Raw genomic sequence first — 17633 nt, 5'->3', positions numbered from 1 at the left:
GCCGTTACCTGCACCAGGCCAATTACACTTCTGGCTACCGTGTGCTGGACGCGTTTGATATCGCCAATGGCAACCTGTTGCAGGCCGCCTTTTTCGACACCAATCCGCCGGATACGGATGCACCGGGATTTGCCGGTGTGTGGAGCGGGTACTACTTCTTTAACAGTGGGGCCGTGGCTCTTAGCCAGATCAACAAGGGCGAGCTCTTTGTGCTGATGCCGCATCTGGATTCCGATGCAGACGGCGTCGAGGACCAACTCGATAACTGTCTGAACACCCAGAACGCAACGCAGACCGATACCGATACCGACGGCGTCGGCGATGCCTGTGATAACTGCACGGCGCGGGCGAACCCTGACCAGTGCGACACAAACGGCGACGGCTTTGGTAACCGTTGTGATGCCGACCTGGACAATAACAACATCGTTAATACGTTTGACCTGGCCGAAATGCGCAGCGATTTTGGTCTTTCCGGCAGCAACGATGCAGACCTCGACTGCAACGGCACCGTCAATACCTTTGACCTGGCCATCATGCGTGAGGACTTTGGCAGCGCACCGGGCCCGAGCGCCCTGGTGCCCTGAGCGGAGCAGGCTGATGAAAAAACTGGTCTCGCTACTGTTGATGGCTCTTGCTGTGCCGGTCGCGGCGCAGGACGTATCGCTGCCAAATATCAATGATGCGATTGAACCGCAGCAATCTGCCGGAGGCGAGTATCGACTTATGGTCGAGCCGGGTCTGAGCCCCATGCGTCTGAACACGTTGCACTACTGGAAGCTGCGGCTTACCGATGCAAAGGGCAGGGCTGTCGACGGCGCCAGCATTAACGTAGACGGCGGCATGCCTGGCCATGGGCACGGTTTGCCAACTGTGCCACGTGTAATCGCCGGTGATGAGCCTGGCCTTTACCTGCTGCGCGGCCTGCGTTTCAACATGGGCGGCGCCTGGGAGTTGAAGCTGAAAATCGATGACGGCGAGCGCAATGACCAGGTGCACCTGCAATTCATGGTGACCGACACGACGGGCAGCTGAGATGGTCACGGTGCAGCAGCTGCAAAGAGCGCTGGCGCTGGCTTTGCTGGCAACCGGTTTTCTGCACGGCTGCGCTGCACCGGGCCAGCCCGATAACCCGTTGACAGCCGACAGCCAGCCGGGAACAAAATCCGGCATTGAGGCGGTCGGCCCTGACGGATGGACGCCGCAGGAACTGGCCCTGATCCGCTCGCTGTCGTTACGCAATCTGCCGCCGCTGCCGCCATCCGAATCCAACCGCTACGCTGCGGACGAACAGGCGGCGCGGTTGGGGCAACGCCTGTTTTTCGATGAGCGCCTGAGCAGCAACGGGCAGGTGTCGTGCGCCAGCTGTCACCAGCCAGAGCTCGGTTTTGCCGATGGCCTGCCGCGCGGTGTCGGGGTCGACGTTGTTGATCGCAACACGATGTCCGTCATTGGTGCGGCATACAGTCCCTGGCTGTTCTGGGACGGTCGCGCCGATTCGCTGTGGCGCCAGGCACTGGGTCCACTTGAAGATGCACGTGAACATGGCGGTACGCGTACGCAACACGTGCAGGTTCTTGCCCGTCACTACAGTGACGAGTACGAGGCAGCCTTCGGGCCAGCGGCAGTGTTTGACCGGCTGGAGCAACTGCCGGCATCGGCCGGCCCGCTGGGTTCGCTTGACGAACTGGAGGCCTGGGAACAGATGACGCTGGCCGACCGCGATGCAATAAATCGCGTTTTCGCGGATATGGGTAAGGCAATAGAGGCCTATCAGCGTCGTCTCCTGCCGTTACCGACCCGCTTCGATGCCTACGTTGATGCCCTGAACACGGGTGATAACGGCCGTGCATTCGAACTGATGTCTGAAGTCGAGCGGCAGGGTCTCAAGCTGTTTATCGATCGTGCCGACTGTATGCACTGCCATAACGGCGCACTGTTTTCCAACAACGACTTCCACAATACCGGTGTCGCCGATGCTGATGAGAATACGCTGGGGGAGGGTCGTGTTCGCGGCGCACACCGGGCGCAGCATGGTGAATTCAGCTGCCTGAGCGGCTACAGCGATGCCGGTGAGAATGCCTGCGAAGAGCTGCGCTATATCAAGGCAACCGGCCCGGAACTGATGTCTGCTTTTCGTACGCCCAGCCTGCGCAACGTGTCGCGAACAGCGCCATACATGCACAACGGCCGGTTAGCGACCCTGGCAGAGGTCATTGACCATTATGCGGCGGCGCCACCGGGCGAACTGGGCCAGTCCGAGCTGCAGCCGCTGTCATTGAGCGCAGATGAAAAGAGCCAGCTCGTCGCGTTTCTCGGCACGCTCAATGAGCAGCAGAAAACCGACGGCAATCCCTGGCGTCAGAGGCCGCAGTAGCCTATTGCACTGTCCCGTCGGGGCCGATACGAATCACAAAGGCATCAAAATCTCCGGCGTTTGCAGCGTCGGTCAGTTCGCCGTCGGTGCCGCCGGTAATGTAAAGGATGCCGTCGCTGTCCTCGGCGACTGAGCCGGCAAGCATGTTGGCCGCTGACCCGTCCCCGCGTGTGGCCTGAATTTGGCGGGTCCATGTGATGGATCCGCCAGCATCGAACTTTTGTAACACGACGTAGGCTTCGGAGGGCCCGCCATTGGTTGCCGGCGGCGACGCGGCATCACCGACGCTACCGTAATTGATAATACCGCCGTCGGCCGTAATCAGCGGATCGGTGAAGAAGCTGGTCGTATCGGCACCGGAGTTGTCGCAGAAACGCCAAAGTTCCTGAGTGCCGTCGGCGCTGTACTTTGCAAAAAGCCCATCGCTGCCGGGGAACGCGCTGAAGTTGGTCAGGCCATTCAGGTACAGGGAATCATCCGGCGCAACAGTCACGCGGTAAAAACGGCCATTGCCGTCAGCGCCACAGTTGGCAAAGGCATCGGGTTCGCGCACCCACAAATCTGTTCCGTCGCCGGAATCGAGCTTGGCGATAAAGCCACAACGCTCACACGGGCGGACGCTGCTGGTGTCCCAGAACTCGCCGCTTATCACCAGGTTGCCGGATGAGTCAAAATCGATTCCGCGTGGTGCGATGCGATTGGAATTATCGATAAAGAAATTGACCGGATCGTCAACGGAGGTTAGCAGCTCACGTTGCCAGACCAGCGTGCCATCGGTGCCGTTGACCCTGGAAACCAGTCCGGCATGAAGAACGGACGGGTTGCTGGATTCCAGCCAGGAAAGCACATAAAGGTCGCCGGCATCATCTGTTGCCGCCCAGTATGCCGCGATTGTCAGCGTCGTTCCGGCCTCGACAGGAAGTGGCACGCTGAAAATTTCTGTACCGCCTTCATCAAAACGATACAGGTTGTCGCCGTCGCCCGATGAGACTATGTAATAGCCATCGTCCTGCGGACGCGCAAGCAAGCCGCGCGGGTTGTTGTCTTCCGCATCCCCAAACTGTGCGATCGAAGTCTCATTACCGCGCCGGTCAGTGGTACGTACAAAAAAATCATCGCCACCGGCATTTGGGGTTGATGCCACCTGGCCCTTGGTAGAGCCGACCAGAATCTGGCTGCCATCGTTCTTTATGACGAGCCCCTTCGTAATAAAAGCGTCATACGCAGCCGACCCGAGTTGCTGGGTGCCAGCCCAGCCGAAAATTTCGATGCTGATGGTGCCGGGGGCCGAAGTGGCAAATCCGTCGCTGGCCGTAACTGAAAAACTGTCGGCACCGTCGGCGGCGATATCAGGCGTGTAGACAAAGTCGCCGGTTGCTGCGTCAAGGCTGGTAACAGCGCCCTGGGCTGGCTGAGTGTTGATGGAAAAAGTGAGGGTGTCACCGTCGACATCGGTGGCAGACACGGTGGCGGTCACGGTTGCCAGATCGCTTGTGCTGTAGCTTGCCGGGGAAACGCTCGGCGGCGTGTTGACTGTAATCGTCACGGTAGCGGTGTTCGAATTGGCGATGCCATCATTGGCGTTATACGTGAAGGAGTCGTTGCCGGTAAATCCGCCGTCGGGCGTGTACTCGAAGTCACGGTTACCGCTACCGCTTAGATTTACCGTTCCGTTCGACGGGCTTTGGACTAATACAAACGTCAGTGAGTCGCCGTCCAGATCGCTCGCTGCCAGCGTGCCGCTGACAGCAGCTCCCGCCTGGGTGGACACTGAAACATCACTGGCGACAGGAGCGTTATTGCTCGGCGGCTGCGACGAAGCCAGCTGGTTACTACCGGAACTCCCGCAACCGCTCATCAACAACAGCACAATCAGCAGGCCTGAAAACCGCATATCGACTACCTCATTATTCTTTGATCGACCGGACATGGAGCCCAAAATCAGGCCGCGCATTTTATCAGCGCCGGGGATCAGCCGCAGGATCGCAATGGCTGCCAATGCTGTCCGGGCGAGATTTCACCAAATAATCAGGTTTTCTGCCGGACTGAGCTATATATTATGTAATTGCATGAACGGGATTAATAAGTGACGTCCGAGCTGCTGCGTGGTTTTTATCTGGGTGACGTACTGATCGAGCCGCTGCGCGGGCAGGTGACGGGTCCCGCCGGCTCGGCGCACCTGCCACCAAAAGCAGTGGAAGTATTGGTTTGCCTGGCGCGTGATCCCGGCCAGCTGGTGACGCGCGAGACTCTTTTGCACCGGGTCTGGGGCGCTGATGGCGGCAGCAATGAAGCGCTCAGTCATGCAATCAGTGATGTGCGCCACGCGCTCAAGGATCATCACGACGATCCGACTTATATCCAGACCCTGCCAAAGCGGGGCTACCGTTTGCTCGTCGACCCGGAGCCAGTCACGGAGAGCACATCGTCGGTGATCGGCGGCAGTGAGAAGGGTGTCCGGGTTTCTGATATCGGCTTGCTGGAAAACCTGAAGCGCCGCGGCGTACTGGAAACGGCCATTGCCTACATGGTTGTTGGCTGGTTGCTGATACAGGTTGCCGATATCGTGTTCGAACGCCTGTTGTTGCCAGGATGGGCAGCAACTTTTGTCACAGTGCTGGTTATCGCCGGTTTTCCGATTGCCCTGGTGCTTTCCTGGTACCTGGAATTTCGCGATGGCCGGGCCATTTTGCACAAGATGTCTCCGGTGGATGCACGTCGCCGGCGTTTTGGCAGAACCTACCTGTCAGTGCTGGCTGCTCTGGGAATTGCGGCAGTAGCCGTGTATATCTATGACCGGAATATCGGGCTGCCCAGTGCCGATGTGCCAGAGGTTCGTAAGCTGAGTTATGAGCCACCACCAATCGTCGAAAACTCAATCGCGGTTTTACCTTTCCTGAGTATCGATGGCAGCGAAGAGACCGGTATATTCGCCAACGGGCTTGCCGAAGATGTAATTGTCCGCCTGTCGCGCGTACCCGGTTTGCACGTTGCAGCGCGTGGCGATTCACACTCGTTGTCTCCAAACAGCTCATCTCAACAGGTGCGCGAACGGCTGCGGGTTCAGCTGTACCTGCAAGGCAGCGTCGAAGTGGCGGGCAACGAGATGCGGGTTGCGGTGCAGATGATCGACGCCGAAACCGGTTTTCATGTGCTTGGCCGACAGTTCCAAAAGCCGCGTGACGCGTTTTTTGACGTACGCGACGAAATTACCAGCCTGACGGTTGCCAATGTCCGGGTGGCGCTGCCACCGGAAGTGCAGGCCGCTGCACTGAATATCGAGGACGATCCGTCTGTAGACGCGTACGTGCTTTACCGCCGCGGCATCGACACGGCGCGAGGACCGGCATCGATCGGCAGTATCACTGCGGCACTCGGGTGGTTCGATGCGGCGCTGGAAGTTGACCCGGAATACGCTGCTGCTCACGCCGGCAGATGCGCTACGTACGTGAGGGGATACACTGAGGTCGACGACTCGTCCTACATCGAAAAGGCGCAGGCAGCGTGCAGCACGGCGCTGGCGCTCAACCCCAACCTGGATATCGTCCACACGGCACTTGGCGACTTGTATGTTTCGACCGGCCAGTACGCCGATGCCGAGGCCCAGTACCAGCGTGCACTGCGAAAGGATCCATCGAGTGTCGATGCGCTGATTGGCCTGGGTCGAACCTATCAGCGCATGAAACGGCCTGAAGATGCGGAAGCCAGCCTGCGGCAGGCTGTAAATATTCATCCTGGTAATGCCGATGCATTTAATACTCTCGGTGTCTTTCTTTTTCAGACCGGGCGTTTTGCCGAAGCGGCCAGGCAATACGAATACGTCGTAGCCCTCGATCCCGGCGACATGCGCGGGTTGGGCAATCTCGCTTCCGCGTACATGCTGCAGGGCAGGTTTGCTGAGTCGGCAGAGGCCTTCGAACGGGTGCTCGCGCTCGAACCGACCAAGGGTGCTTACAGTAATCTGGGGTTGATGAAATATTACCTGGGTGATTTTGATGCGGCGATCGAGCACCACGAGCGTGCTGTGGAGCTGCAGGAAAATGATTACCTTGCTCGCATCAACCTGGCGGACGCATTGTGGGTTGCTGAGCAGCCGCAGCCGGCACGGCAGCAGTATGAGATTGCCGCGCAGCTTGCCGACAGTGCATTGCGTGTTAACCCCAATGATCCGCTTATTCTCATGGATCTTGCCTGGATCCGCACCGCGCTGGGGCAGCACGAGCGGGCGGCCGAGCTGATCGGGCGGTCAAAAGCGCTGGCGGCGGACGATCCCTATGTCCACTATATCGACGGACTGATGCATACACGGCTGGGTGACGAAAAGGCGGCTCTGGCAGCATTTTCGACAGCCGTTGACCTGGGTTACTCAACCCGCCTGCTGGCCGGTGACCCGAACATCGGGAGTTTGCGCCACGACGCGCGCTTTGAGCGAATGGTCTCGCTGGCGGAATAGAAATTTTCGACTATGCTCAGTACAGGTGTGTCCCGGCAGGAGAAGATCGATGAACAAGCGAATATTATGGCTCCCAGGCGCAGTATTGTTAGCCAGTTGTGCCACCTATGGCCCACAAATGAACCAGCTCGGAATCCAGTCGCCGACATGCGACATCCTCAATGTACCGGCGAACTGCAGCAACCCGGGTGCGAGCGGGCCGAGCGCACCCAGCGTCAATTTCAATACGAATCCCAACGCCATGACGGTAGCGCCGCGAAACGTGTGCGCCAATCGCAACGCGACACTCGTTTTCAAGCTAACACCGAATAACCCTGGTGGCGATCCGCGGCCATTTGGGTCGGTCTCGGTCGTGGCGAAAGACCTTTCCAACACGTGGCTCATCGGCACCAATAACTCCGACCGCGAAGAAATCAGTATCGAAGTTCCGGACTACGTCGTAGCCGGCGACTACGAGTACACTTTATTCGTTAATGATGGCAACGCGCGTTGTGTCGATCCGCGCGTACACGTCGAGCACTGATTCAGGATATCGTCAGCGGGCCGCACGACCCTGGCGGGCGAGCCAGCGTGTCTGTGCTATCGCGCCAACGATGAATGCAAGCAGCAGAGCCAGATAGGTAGTCTTCAGGCGCGGGTCTTCGATTGAGTTCAACAGCGGGTCGCCGACCGGCAGCCGCAATGTCGCATCGGTCACGGCGGGAATGGCATGGAACAAAAGCGTCGCCAGGTAGCTTAACGGCGCCACGAAGCGTCCGGCAGCGCCAAACAGGCTGGTTCTTTCTGCAGTAAATCCGGCTGCCAGGGCAAGCAAAGTCAGGACAGCGAGCGCATGGGCGACGCCAAAGCCGCCGTGCTGGTATATACCCAGCGCAGTAACTGCAGTAAGCAATGTCGCCGCCAGGTACAAACGCCCGGCGAGGTTTGTGCTCGCCAGCAGTTTGTGCCGGATCAGCGCGACGACCCCGACAATAATGGCAAAGCCGCCTGCAGCGGTATGCAGCCATCCCAACAGCGTGATCTGCGGCATTGGCTCAGCGCCCACCGGATGCCGGCGTCTGCACTGCCTGTTCCAGTTCGACGAAAGCACGCTCGATGTGTCCGGCAAGTGACTGCAGGTCGCCGAGCTCTTCGGTTCCCACCAGTCCGAAATACAGCGTACCGGCGTAGCTGTACAGCGTGATGTTGAGCCGGTTGCCCGGGGTCAGCGTGCTGATCGGCACGATAGTCTCCACTTCTGCATCGCCAAGGAAGAGTGGTTTTTTCGGCCCGGGTACATTAGAGACCAGCGTGTTGCCAACCGGTGGCAACACATCGGTAAGACGCAAAAACTCGGCCAGCTGTGCGAAGACACCCAGTGCCAGCGTGTAGTGCATTACTGAACCCGGCGGCACACCGTCAACCTGGCTGCGCACATTGCGCAGCGTGAAACCGATCTCGCGCAACCGCACGTAGGGATCAGTGGTGCGCTGTGCCAGGTCAACAAGCACGATGCCGATCTGGTTGCCTGCCTTTTCGTCACCTTCGCGACGCAGCGATACCGGCATCTGGATGGTGATCGGCTGCTCCAGCTGTACGCCGAGATCTTCCAGGTAGTGATGCAGCGCCCCGTCGATGCAGGTGAGGGCGACATGATTGAGGGTCGAGCGGGTCAGCGAGCGGATCGTCTGCACGCGTTCCATGTCGACAGCCGCTACGGCAAGCTGCCGCGCCGAACTGACGCTGCCGGTCAGCGGTGTTTCGCCGGTGGCGCGAAACGGTACCGCGACGGCGTTGCGTGTCAGGCCGAAGCGCTCCAGCCACAGCTGCGCGCCCAGTTTGGCAAAACCCAGGACATTGATAAATTGCTTGCGCGACCCGAGCAGCAGTTTTTGCAGCAGGTTTTGCTGCACGCGGTCTGACTCACGGCGCTGCTTTGAATGGTCCAGAGCCCACACCGGCACCCAGTTACCGGTTCCCGGCCTGACGGCAAGAGAGCGGTTCATCCAGGCAGTGAGCGTGACGCCATCGGCATATGAGTGGTGCGTTTTTGCATAGATCGCAAAACGCCCGCGATCGACATTATCAATAAAGTGGAATTCCCACAGCGGTCGGTCGCGCGACAGCATCGGCCCGTGCAGGTTGGCAGCAAAGCGGGTCAGGGCGGCCATATCCAGCGGCTGCTCGGGCTGATGCAGCAATACATGGTCTGCAATGTCGAAGTGTTCCGCCTCGCGCCAGCGCGGCAAGCCGCCGCCGACAAAATCAATAACCTGGTTATATGGTGGCGTTGGCTTGTTGTGGGATCGTATTTCGGCGGCCAGTTGTTCGACGTAATCGACAGGCGCTCCGTCGGGTTTGCGCAATGTAATCAGGCCGGCGACATGCTTCGGGCTTTGTTCACTCTCGGTGGCGAAAAAGGCCAGGTCGAATATGGATAGCGTGTTCATAGTGGACTGGTTGTTTACCTGAGGCGGGTTTAGAAATTCAGCGGGCGCGGGCGCGGGCGCGGGCGCGGCGCAAGCCAAGCAATGCGGCATCGAGCAGGTCCAGTGGGATGCTGAGGCGAATTTTACGGATTAATGCGCCACGTATTCTGCGCTTTGAGGCTTTGTGTGCGTGCCGGTCGAGTTGTTTTGCATCGGTGGCAATTTCGTTGGCTCGCAGCAGTAGCCGGTCGGGTTCGACGAGTTCGTCAAAAAACCCGGCTTGCAGTGCTGTTTCCACATCAAAATATTGCGACAGGGTTACAGCGCGTTGGTAGTCAGCCGGTTTGAGGCGGTGACGCAGCATCGCTGCTGCCACCCGCGGCATCGTCAGGCCGATGGCAACTTCGTTGGCTGCAATTTTGAAATCGCCACGGCTGCCGATCACGTAATCGGCCGACAGCATCATAAACACGCCCATCGCCAGCACATGACCATTGCATGCGGCAATGACCGGGTAGGGGTAGCCCATGATCCGGGCCGTCAGGGCGTAGCCTGCACCAAGCATGCGCAGCGCGTTGCTACCGCCGCCTTTCATTACCTTGAGATCAAAGCCCGCGGAAAAAACCGACTCCCTTCCGGTCAGTATCACAATTGCCTGGTCCTGCTCGGCGCGATCGAATGCCTGGTTGATCTCGCGCAGCAGCTGCGGCGATAGCGCATTACGCTTGCCATCGTCAATCTCGATCGTTGCGACCTGGTCGCGCAGGGTGTAGCGAATGGAATCGGTGGTCATGGCTGCCAGTCTCACTTGCGTCGTGTCTGATCGTACACGCCCCGGCCACTGCGTGGGAACCTGCCTGTCCTGCCCCGGCAGTACTACATGCGTTAAGCTGCAACCAGACCGGCTCACTGCGTTGCCGTTGCCGGCGGGAGAATAATGCATGCAGCAGCTATCGGGGCTCGACGCCGCGTTCCTGTACCTGGAGACCGGGCAGATGCCGATGCACATCGGCAGCCTGGCGATCTACGATCAGTCGACGGCGCCGGGCGGAAAGGTCGGATTCAAGGATATCCTGCGCTTCTACCAGCAACGGCTGCATACCGCGCGGGCATTTCGCCGGCGTGCCGTGCATGTGCCGCTGGAGTTTGATCACCCTTACTGGATTGAAGATCCGGAATTTAATCTCGAATACCACATTCGCCACATCGCTTTGCCAAAACCAGGAGACTGGCGGCAATTATGTATCCAGACCGCGCGGCTGCACGCGCGTCCGCTCGACAGCAGCAAGCCACTGTGGGAAGCGTGGGTGATAGAAGGACTCGATAACGTCGCCGGAGTACCGCCGGGCAGCTTTGCGGTGGTCAGCAAATTCCATCACGCCGCGGTAGATGGTGTATCGGCTGCTGAAATCGCCAGCGCTTTTCATGGCTTGACGCCAGAGGTGGAGCCCGGCGACGCAGTGCCTGACTGGCAGCCGGAGGGTCATCCCACCCGGATGGGCTTGCTCGGGCGTTCGGCGGTACGAAGCATCCGTCAGCCGCTGGATATGGCGAAATTTGCCCTGCGCAATATTCCGGCCGCCGCGCGTGTCGGCAAGGGTGTGGTGACCGGCGACTTCGGCCTGCAGCTCAAGGTACCGAGGACGCGTTTCAACGATAACGTGTCTGCCCATCGCGTCTTTGATGGCCGCAGCTTTCCGCTCGACAAAATTCGCGCAATGAAAAACGCAGTACCAGGCGCCACGGTAAACGATGTCGTGGTAAGTATATGCGGTGGCGCATTGCGCAGGTACCTGCTGGAAAAGAATGAGTTACCCGAAGAGAGTCTGGTTGCGATGGCGCCAGTTTCGGCACGACCCGATTCGCAACGAGGTGCTGAAGGCAACCAGGTGACAACCATGAGTCTGCCGGTCGGCAGCGATTTTGCCGCCCCGCTCGAACGGCTGGCGGCGGTAACCGAGGCCAGCAGGCGGGCGAAAAAGCTCACCGCTACTATCGGGCCCTCGCTTGCCGCTGATGCGGCGCAATTCCTGCCCTCTATGACCACCGGATTACTGGCGCGCGCGTACGGGCGCAGCGGGCTGGCGAGGCGGCTGCCGCTTTTCTATAACCTGATCATTACCAATGTGCCTGGTGCTCAGCAGCCACTTTATTCGATGGGCTCGCGGATGGTTGCCATTTACGGTCTGGGTCCGGTCGCGCATGGCCTCGGGTTGTTCCAGCCAGTGGTGAGCTACAACGGAAAAGTCATGATCAGTGCAGTGTCGTGCCGCGAAATTATGCCGGACCCCTCTTTTTATTGTCAGTGTCTCGATGATTCCTACGCCGCGACTGCGGCAGCGACGTCAGTCGTTTGAGCTGCGACTGCGCGCGACATGCGCCAATCGGCGCGGAATCTTTTTCGGCTTAATCTCACTCGGCATCCTGCCTCGCTCGAATCGGGCCGGCTTGTTTCGGCGTCCTGCCTCCGCTGCGCCGGCACGACGCCGTAAAAGTTCTCTCGCCGTTCGGCCGGTTCCGGCATTCCGATGATGCGATATTGTGATCAGCGTCGCGGCTGGTGGTTAATTGGGGGTAAAAGGAGTCGAACCAGCCGGGCCGGTTCGACGATTATTGGGGCGCGAGAGCGGCCAGCCGCGAATTTGCAAATGGTGTATCGTGAGAAGCAAGAAACAAGATCGGTGACCAATGTCTGCAGTGATCAAACCGCAAGCCGACAACAACGCGAGCAACATCCGTAAGCCATCGCTGCTGCGGCAGGCGATGGAAACCCGCGCGATTGCCGAGCTTGCGGCATACGGCTGGCTATACCCGCTGCTCCGCATGGCGCCACGTGGTGACGGGCATGCCGTGCTGGTGCTGCCGGGTTTCCTTGCAAGTGGCCGGTCCACTTTTCCGCTGCGACACATTCTCAAGAAACTCGGCTACATGGGGCATCGCTGGAAACTGGGTCGCAACCTCGGCCCATCGACTATTGATGATGGTGCGGTGCTGGCACGTATGCACGAGCTGCGGCAGCGATACGATCGCCGTGTCAGCCTGATTGGCTGGAGCCTCGGTGGTGTTTATGCCCGCGAGCTTGCGTGGCGTGCCCCGGACGACGTGCGCATGGTAATTACTCTCGGTGCACCCTTGCGGCACCATGAGCACACGGCGGCAACCTGGTTGTACAACGAAATCCACATGGATCATATTGATCCGATCGCGCCCGAAGCGCTCGACCATGGCTATCGCGTGCCGCCCGTGCCGTGTACCGCGATATACAGTCGTAGCGATGGTGTCGTGCCGTGGCAGTGCTCGCTGGAAGTCGAGGCCGATCACACCGAGAATATTCGCGTTTATGGCAGTCACTGCGGGCTCGGTCACAACCCGTCGGTGCTGTGGGCAATTTTCGATCGGCTCGCCCAGCACCCGGATGCCTGGCGCCCATTCGATCGCAAGCAGTGTGCCGGTGGGCTTGTTTATCCCCGACCTGACCGGGGTATTTCCGCCTCAGGCTAGACCTGCCCGGGTTATGACAAGCAGCTGCAGCGCCGGCTGTGCGCTGACTCACGTTTTTTCTGCGGTGCTGTTGCAACAATCGCGTTTCCTATCAACGCAGGCGCAGAACCATGGCTCAGTATCAATCCGTCCGTGCAACAAGCGGCATCCTTGTGGCGCTTGGTCTCGCCGCCGTGATGGCGCTGTCACCAGCGGCTCATGCCAAGAAAGTGAAACTCAAAAAACTGCCCAACTCGCTGGACAGGCACGGGCTCGTCGTACTTCAGCTCGGCCCGAATATGTGGAACAACGCCACAGTGGTGCTGAAGCCAGGCCGTAACAGCAGCGCGCATGACGGTTTTTTCGTTGAGAAACTGAAGCCGGGTAAGTACACGCTGGAAGGAATTACCCGAGTCCTCGGCAGCAGTGGCACTTACAGCACCATTGCCAACGGCACAATTACGACCACGACATACGCGAAATTGCCGATTAACAGGGAGTTTCAGATCGAGGCCGGGAAGATTACCCATCTCGGGCTGCTGTACCTGATCCAGGAGCCGGGCAAGCCCGGTGGCGAAGGCAGCCAGGTGTACATTCTGCCATTTGAGAACCCGGGGCCCGAGCAGCGCTATTTCCAGAAGTACTACCCGGAACTGGCGGAAACAATCAAGCCTGCTGATGTGATTGTCCCGGAGTACAGCTACGTCAACGACAGGTTGACCGAGATACGAGAGATTGTTCTTGGATTGTATGCTGATGACGCAATCAAGCTTGCGCGGCAGGATCGCAGGTTTGGCGCGAGTGGTGCGAGCAACCCGATTCTGCTTTCACAATCAGGTTGGGCATCGGGCGACCTCGGGATGGTCGCAAGGAGCCGCGAAGGCCGCTTGTTGATTCTTGATAACCCGGCCGTCGACCGGCTGTCTCACATTGGCAGCGTCGCCGGTTCAGAGTGGTTTTACAGCCAGGCCGGTGGCCTGCTGCGCAACAGTGGTAGTTCGCTGCAGCAGGTGACCACGCTGCCAGGTGGCTTCTTTGTGAATAATGCCTTTAAAATTGGTGAACAGGGCCTGCTGCTTGTCGATAACCAGTTTAATTTCCTGGTTTCAGTCGATGCCGGCCAGAGCTGGAAACAGACCAGCGACTACAATGTTGGCAGAAAGCAGGCGCTGCGGGTTTCGCACTCGATAACCGGGGATGATGTTTATATCATCGGCCGTGACCATGCGCTGCTGATGAAACAGCCACGAGTGGTTGTGGTTGATCGCAAGACGGGCGAGATCAGGCCGTTTGCGGCACCTGCCAAAATCCTGAAGCACATGGTTGCGGCGTTTGAAACCGATGCCGGCTTGTTCGTCCAGACAGAGAAGCCTCTCTCGACGCCGACGACGCTGTATTTTCAGCGCAACGGGGCGACGGATTGGGTGAAAAATGAGATTCTCAGCTTCCATAGTTGCCGTGTCGCGATTCCTGCAGCAGAGCAGATCGAAGCCCTGTGTGGCTACGGCCGTGTGCACCTGGTCAGTCGCGACTTCGGCGAGTCATGGCAGCAGGTGCAGCAAACGATGTCGCACAACTGAGGAGTCATGACTGCAACGGAGCGGCCAAACATACGCAATATCGACTGCAGTCTTCATGACCATATTGAAGTTGTCTGCCTGCACGGCTATGAAGTAGAACTGGTCACCCGCGATGGAACACGCAGTCGCGGCGTGGCCAGGGATACGAAAACAAGTGAGGGCAAAGAATTTCTGCTGCTGGCTGGAGCCAAGGGCGAATTTGAAGTAGCCCTGCATGAGCTGCAGTCGTTGCAGGTGCTTACCCCCGGCGCACGGTTCTCAGTGCTGGAATTCGGCAATTGAAACTGTAACGGCGGCGCCAGCCGAAAAATACCTGCGACGATTGCTGCTGGGCGCGCCAGCCGCGAAACTCAATTATGGGCAGGGTGGGCGACGTGATCGCAGTGGGTCTGCAGCCCGGATGTGCGGTGATGGCCGCCGTTATGATCGACAAGGTAGGCCTCGTAGCCATCGAGCGATTCAATAACCTCCATGCCCTCGGTGATGCCAAGGACAAAAATCCCGGTTGCCAGTGCATCACACCAGATGCCGTCGGGACCCACTACGCTGACGCTGCGTACATCGCTGGGCGAATTACCGGTGCGCGGGTTGATGATCTGGTGATAACGCACGCCGTCCTGTTCGAAAGCCCGTTCGTAATCGCCTGAAGTCGAAATCGCCTGGTCATTGAGCGGGATGCGTACCTGGTAAACTTGGTCACCGGCGCGAGGATTCCGTATCTCTACCACCCATGGCTTGCCGCGGCGATCACTCATCGCCCGGGTGTCGCCGCCGGCGCTGACCAGCGCATGCATGGCGCCGCAGGCGGCCAGCGTTTTTATCGCGCGGTCGACGGCGTGTCCCTTGCCGATACCGCTGATATCTATGCGCATGCCGTCTTTTAGGAAGTGCACCGTGCGTTCGCGCCGGTTGGTCTGTACCAGCCGGTAGTCGACAACCTGCAGCGCCTTTTTCGTTTTCTTGCTGTCGGGGCGAACGCGTTTCTCGTAATCGTACAGAAACCCGACGCTGGCAAAAGTAATGTCAAAAGCGCCGCGAGTTACGGCGCCGAAGCGCAGTGCCTTTTCAATCAGGCCATAAAGCTCAGTGCTGACAGTTACCGGCCGACGCGCCGCTTTGCGGTTGATCTTTGCCATTTCGGACTTCGGGTTGTCGGCGCTGATCATCACGTCGATACGGCGCATCTCGTCCTGCACGCCGGAAATACAGCGGTCAGCGTAGTCAGGATTGTCGTGCCAGAATTCGATCTGCACGGTGTCTTCGAGTATGGCGGCGGTGCCGGTGTACCACTCTGCCTGTACCGCCGGCGCGGCTGACAGGCAGAATCCGATGATGCAAAGATATTTTTTCCACATAGCTGCTGAAATATAACAAGAAACCGCCCCGATCGAGCGGTTTGGTGGCCCGGTATGCGGTTCTGGCTGTGCCTGCAGCCCGCAGTTGTTAAGCATGGTCAACAGCGATTAGGCTTTGCCGTTCCGCAACCGGAGATTCTGCCATGAGGAATATCCCCTCGATCATACCCGTAGCGATATTGGCGCTGTACGCCCTGGCTTTGCCTGGTTGTGCTACCAGTCCGGCAACGACGCCCGGCAGTGGCGCATCAGATGAGCTGGCGGAGCTGATTGCTCAACATCGCGCGTATCAGCTGCGTGAATTTCCGACGCTCGCAACGCGAGCCGGCATGACCGACTACAACGACAGGCTCGGTAGCGTGAGCGCCGCAACGCTGCAGCGACAGCGGGAGTTTGAAAGTGTGTTGCTTGCGCAGCTCGGTCAACTGCCGCGTAATGAGCTCGAACATGCAGACCTGATCAACGCCGAGTTGCTCGACTGGGTGCTGCGCGACTCGCTGGCAGCACATGAGCTGGACCTGGCGCGGATACCGCTCAATACGTTCTGGGGTTTTTATATGGGCGCACTGCGTGCCAGCGATGGTGTGCGTATGGAGTCCGCTGAGGCGTACCGCCAGTACATAGACCGGATTCGTGATTTCCCGCGCTGGTTCGATGAAAACATTACCAATATGCAGCGTGGTATTGAAACCGGGTTTACGCTGCCACGTATCGTGGTGGAAGGCGTATTGCCGGGCGTCCTGGCACAGGTAAAAGATGACCCGGCGCAAAGCAGCCTGTACCAGCCGTTTGAAACCATGAGTGAGCGGCTTGCCGCCGCCGAGCAGGAGCAGCTGCGTAGTGCAGCCAGAGAGGCGATAGCCACTGCAGCGATGCCGGCCTTTGCCCGGCTGCATGAGTTCATGAGCAAGGACTATCTTGCGGCGGCTACCGCAACGGTAGGCGCCAGCGCTATGAATGGCGGCGCGGACTACTATCGTTTTGCGATTCGCCGTTACGTTACCGCCGATATGGACCCGGATGAGATCCACCGTATTGGCCTGGCCGAAGTGGCGCGCATTCGCAACGAGATGCGGCAGGTCATCGATGAGCTGGGCTTCACCGGAAGTTTTGATGAATTCACCGAGTTCCTGCGCACCGACCCTGGGTTTTATGCCAGCTCCCCCGAGGAGTTGCTGAAAGAGGCTAGCTGGATTGCCAAGCGCATCGATTACGTGATGCCCAGGTTTTTTGGCAAGCTGCCGCGCCTGCCCTACGGCATCGTGCCGGTACCCGACGAGATCGCGCCGAACTATACGACTGCGTCTTACAATCCGGCGCCCCTGGGTGGTGTGCGTGGCGGTGCCTACTGGCTCAATACATACCGGCTCGACCAGCGGCCGCTGTATGAGCTGACTGCGCTCACGTTGCATGAGGCAGCACCGGGTCATCATCACCAGGGTGCGTTGTCGCAGGAGCTGGACGACGTCCCCGAGTTTCGTCGCAACCTGTACCTGTCGGCATTCGGCGAGGGTTGGGGGCTTTATGCCGAGAAGCTGGGTATTGAGATGGGCGTGTACCAGACTCCCTATGATCATTTTGGCCGTCTCAGCTATGAGATGTGGCGCGCCTGCCGGCTGGTGATCGATACCGGTATCCACTCGCAGGGCTGGAGCCGGCAGCAGGGGCTGGACTACCTGGCGCAGAATACGTCGCTGTCGCAGGCTAACGTACGCGCCGAGGTCGACCGCTATATCTCGTGGCCCGGCCAGGCGCTGTCGTACAAGCTCGGCGAGTTGAAAATACTGGAGCTGCGACGCCGCGCCGAGCAGGCCCTGGGCGGCTCATTCGATTTGCGTGAATTTCACGACACTCTGCTGGGCAACGGCGCGTTGCCGCTGGTCATGCTGGAGGCTGAGATTGACCGCTGGATTGCGGCGCAGCAGCAAGGTGCCGACGTCGGCGGCTGAGGGCCTTTTTCGCGTTATGCCCGACCCGGCGCTG

The 17633-nt window shown here is 59.1% G+C and carries 14 protein-coding genes and 1 pseudogene; 10 read left to right on the top strand and 5 right to left on the bottom strand.

The annotated features are described in order from the left end of the window. From HKN06_07955 to HKN06_07945, 3 genes are all read left to right on the top strand, one after another. Window positions 1–584 (top strand): hypothetical protein (locus tag HKN06_07955; protein NNF61247.1); only part of this gene is annotated, 584 nt, incomplete at its 5' end. A 13-nt stretch (window positions 585–597) separates the two neighbouring features. After that, window positions 598–1032, top strand: a complete 435-nt coding sequence (locus HKN06_07950) for an auxin-binding protein (protein NNF61246.1) — start codon at window positions 598–600, stop codon at window positions 1030–1032. A gap of 1 nt (window position 1033) precedes the next feature. Further along, window positions 1034–2374 carry a cytochrome-c peroxidase gene (locus HKN06_07945; protein NNF61245.1) on the top strand — a complete coding sequence of 447 codons (1341 nt, stop codon included), beginning with the start codon at window positions 1034–1036 and terminating at the stop codon, window positions 2372–2374. A 1-nt stretch (window position 2375) separates the two neighbouring features. Here the strand turns inward: HKN06_07945 and HKN06_07940 are convergent, their stop codons facing one another. After that, the gene (locus HKN06_07940) at window positions 2376–4328 is read right to left on the bottom strand and encodes a cadherin-like domain-containing protein (GenBank protein NNF61244.1); all 1953 of its coding nucleotides are present in this window, start codon (window positions 4326–4328) and stop codon (window positions 2376–2378) included. A 132-nt stretch (window positions 4329–4460) separates the two neighbouring features. On the opposite strand from HKN06_07940, the gene HKN06_07935 reads away from it, so the two are divergent. Both HKN06_07935 and HKN06_07930 read left to right on the top strand, forming a co-directional pair. Next, entirely contained in the window at window positions 4461–6827 is a 2367-nt protein-coding gene (locus tag HKN06_07935; GenBank protein NNF61243.1) for a tetratricopeptide repeat protein, read from the top strand. A 49-nt stretch (window positions 6828–6876) separates the two neighbouring features. Further along, entirely contained in the window at window positions 6877–7350 is a 474-nt protein-coding gene (locus HKN06_07930; protein ID NNF61242.1) for a hypothetical protein, read from the top strand. Between the two features lie 12 nt (window positions 7351–7362). Here HKN06_07930 and HKN06_07925 read toward each other — a convergent pair whose 3' ends face one another. The 3 genes from HKN06_07925 to HKN06_07915 are packed head-to-tail and all read right to left on the bottom strand — an operon-like array spanning window position 7363 to window position 10028. After that, a complete protein-coding gene (locus HKN06_07925) occupies window positions 7363–7857 on the bottom strand; it encodes a hypothetical protein (GenBank protein NNF61241.1) in 495 nt (164 codons plus the stop codon). 4 nt (window positions 7858–7861) lie between these two features. Then, window positions 7862–9256 (bottom strand): DUF1298 domain-containing protein, encoded by a 1395-nt coding sequence (locus HKN06_07920; GenBank protein NNF61240.1) that lies wholly within the window; start codon window positions 9254–9256, stop codon window positions 7862–7864. Between the two features lie 37 nt (window positions 9257–9293). After that, window positions 9294–10028 (bottom strand): crotonase/enoyl-CoA hydratase family protein, encoded by a 735-nt coding sequence (locus tag HKN06_07915; protein ID NNF61239.1) that lies wholly within the window; start codon window positions 10026–10028, stop codon window positions 9294–9296. A gap of 148 nt (window positions 10029–10176) precedes the next feature. On the opposite strand from HKN06_07915, the gene HKN06_07910 reads away from it, so the two are divergent. The 4 genes and pseudogenes from HKN06_07910 to HKN06_07895 all read left to right on the top strand — a co-directional run bounded on the left by HKN06_07910 (window position 10177) and on the right by HKN06_07895 (window position 14577). Then, window positions 10177–11592: a wax ester/triacylglycerol synthase family O-acyltransferase gene (locus HKN06_07910; GenBank protein NNF61238.1), complete on the top strand. Its 1416-nt coding sequence runs from the start codon at window positions 10177–10179 to the stop codon at window positions 11590–11592. A 331-nt stretch (window positions 11593–11923) separates the two neighbouring features. After that, window positions 11924–12673, top strand: a pseudogene (locus HKN06_07905) (alpha/beta hydrolase). A 173-nt stretch (window positions 12674–12846) separates the two neighbouring features. Further along, entirely contained in the window at window positions 12847–14295 is a 1449-nt protein-coding gene (locus HKN06_07900; GenBank protein NNF61237.1) for a hypothetical protein, read from the top strand. A 6-nt stretch (window positions 14296–14301) separates the two neighbouring features. Then, window positions 14302–14577: a transcriptional regulator gene (locus HKN06_07895; GenBank protein NNF61236.1), complete on the top strand. Its 276-nt coding sequence runs from the start codon at window positions 14302–14304 to the stop codon at window positions 14575–14577. A gap of 68 nt (window positions 14578–14645) precedes the next feature. Here HKN06_07895 and HKN06_07890 read toward each other — a convergent pair whose 3' ends face one another. Further along, window positions 14646–15650 (bottom strand): FAD:protein FMN transferase, encoded by a 1005-nt coding sequence (locus tag HKN06_07890; protein ID NNF61235.1) that lies wholly within the window; start codon window positions 15648–15650, stop codon window positions 14646–14648. 143 nt (window positions 15651–15793) lie between these two features. Here HKN06_07890 and HKN06_07885 point away from each other — a divergent pair, with 143 nt between their 5' ends. Further along, window positions 15794–17599, top strand: a complete 1806-nt coding sequence (locus HKN06_07885; protein ID NNF61234.1) for a DUF885 domain-containing protein — start codon at window positions 15794–15796, stop codon at window positions 17597–17599. Window positions 17600–17633 lie beyond the last annotated feature (34 nt).

It is taken from the genome of Gammaproteobacteria bacterium (assembly GCA_013003425.1).
GTDB lineage: Bacteria > Pseudomonadota > Gammaproteobacteria > Steroidobacterales > JABDKV01 > JABDJB01.
Note: the sequence above shows the minus strand (reverse complement) of the source record. Positions and strands in the feature narration are given on the sequence as shown.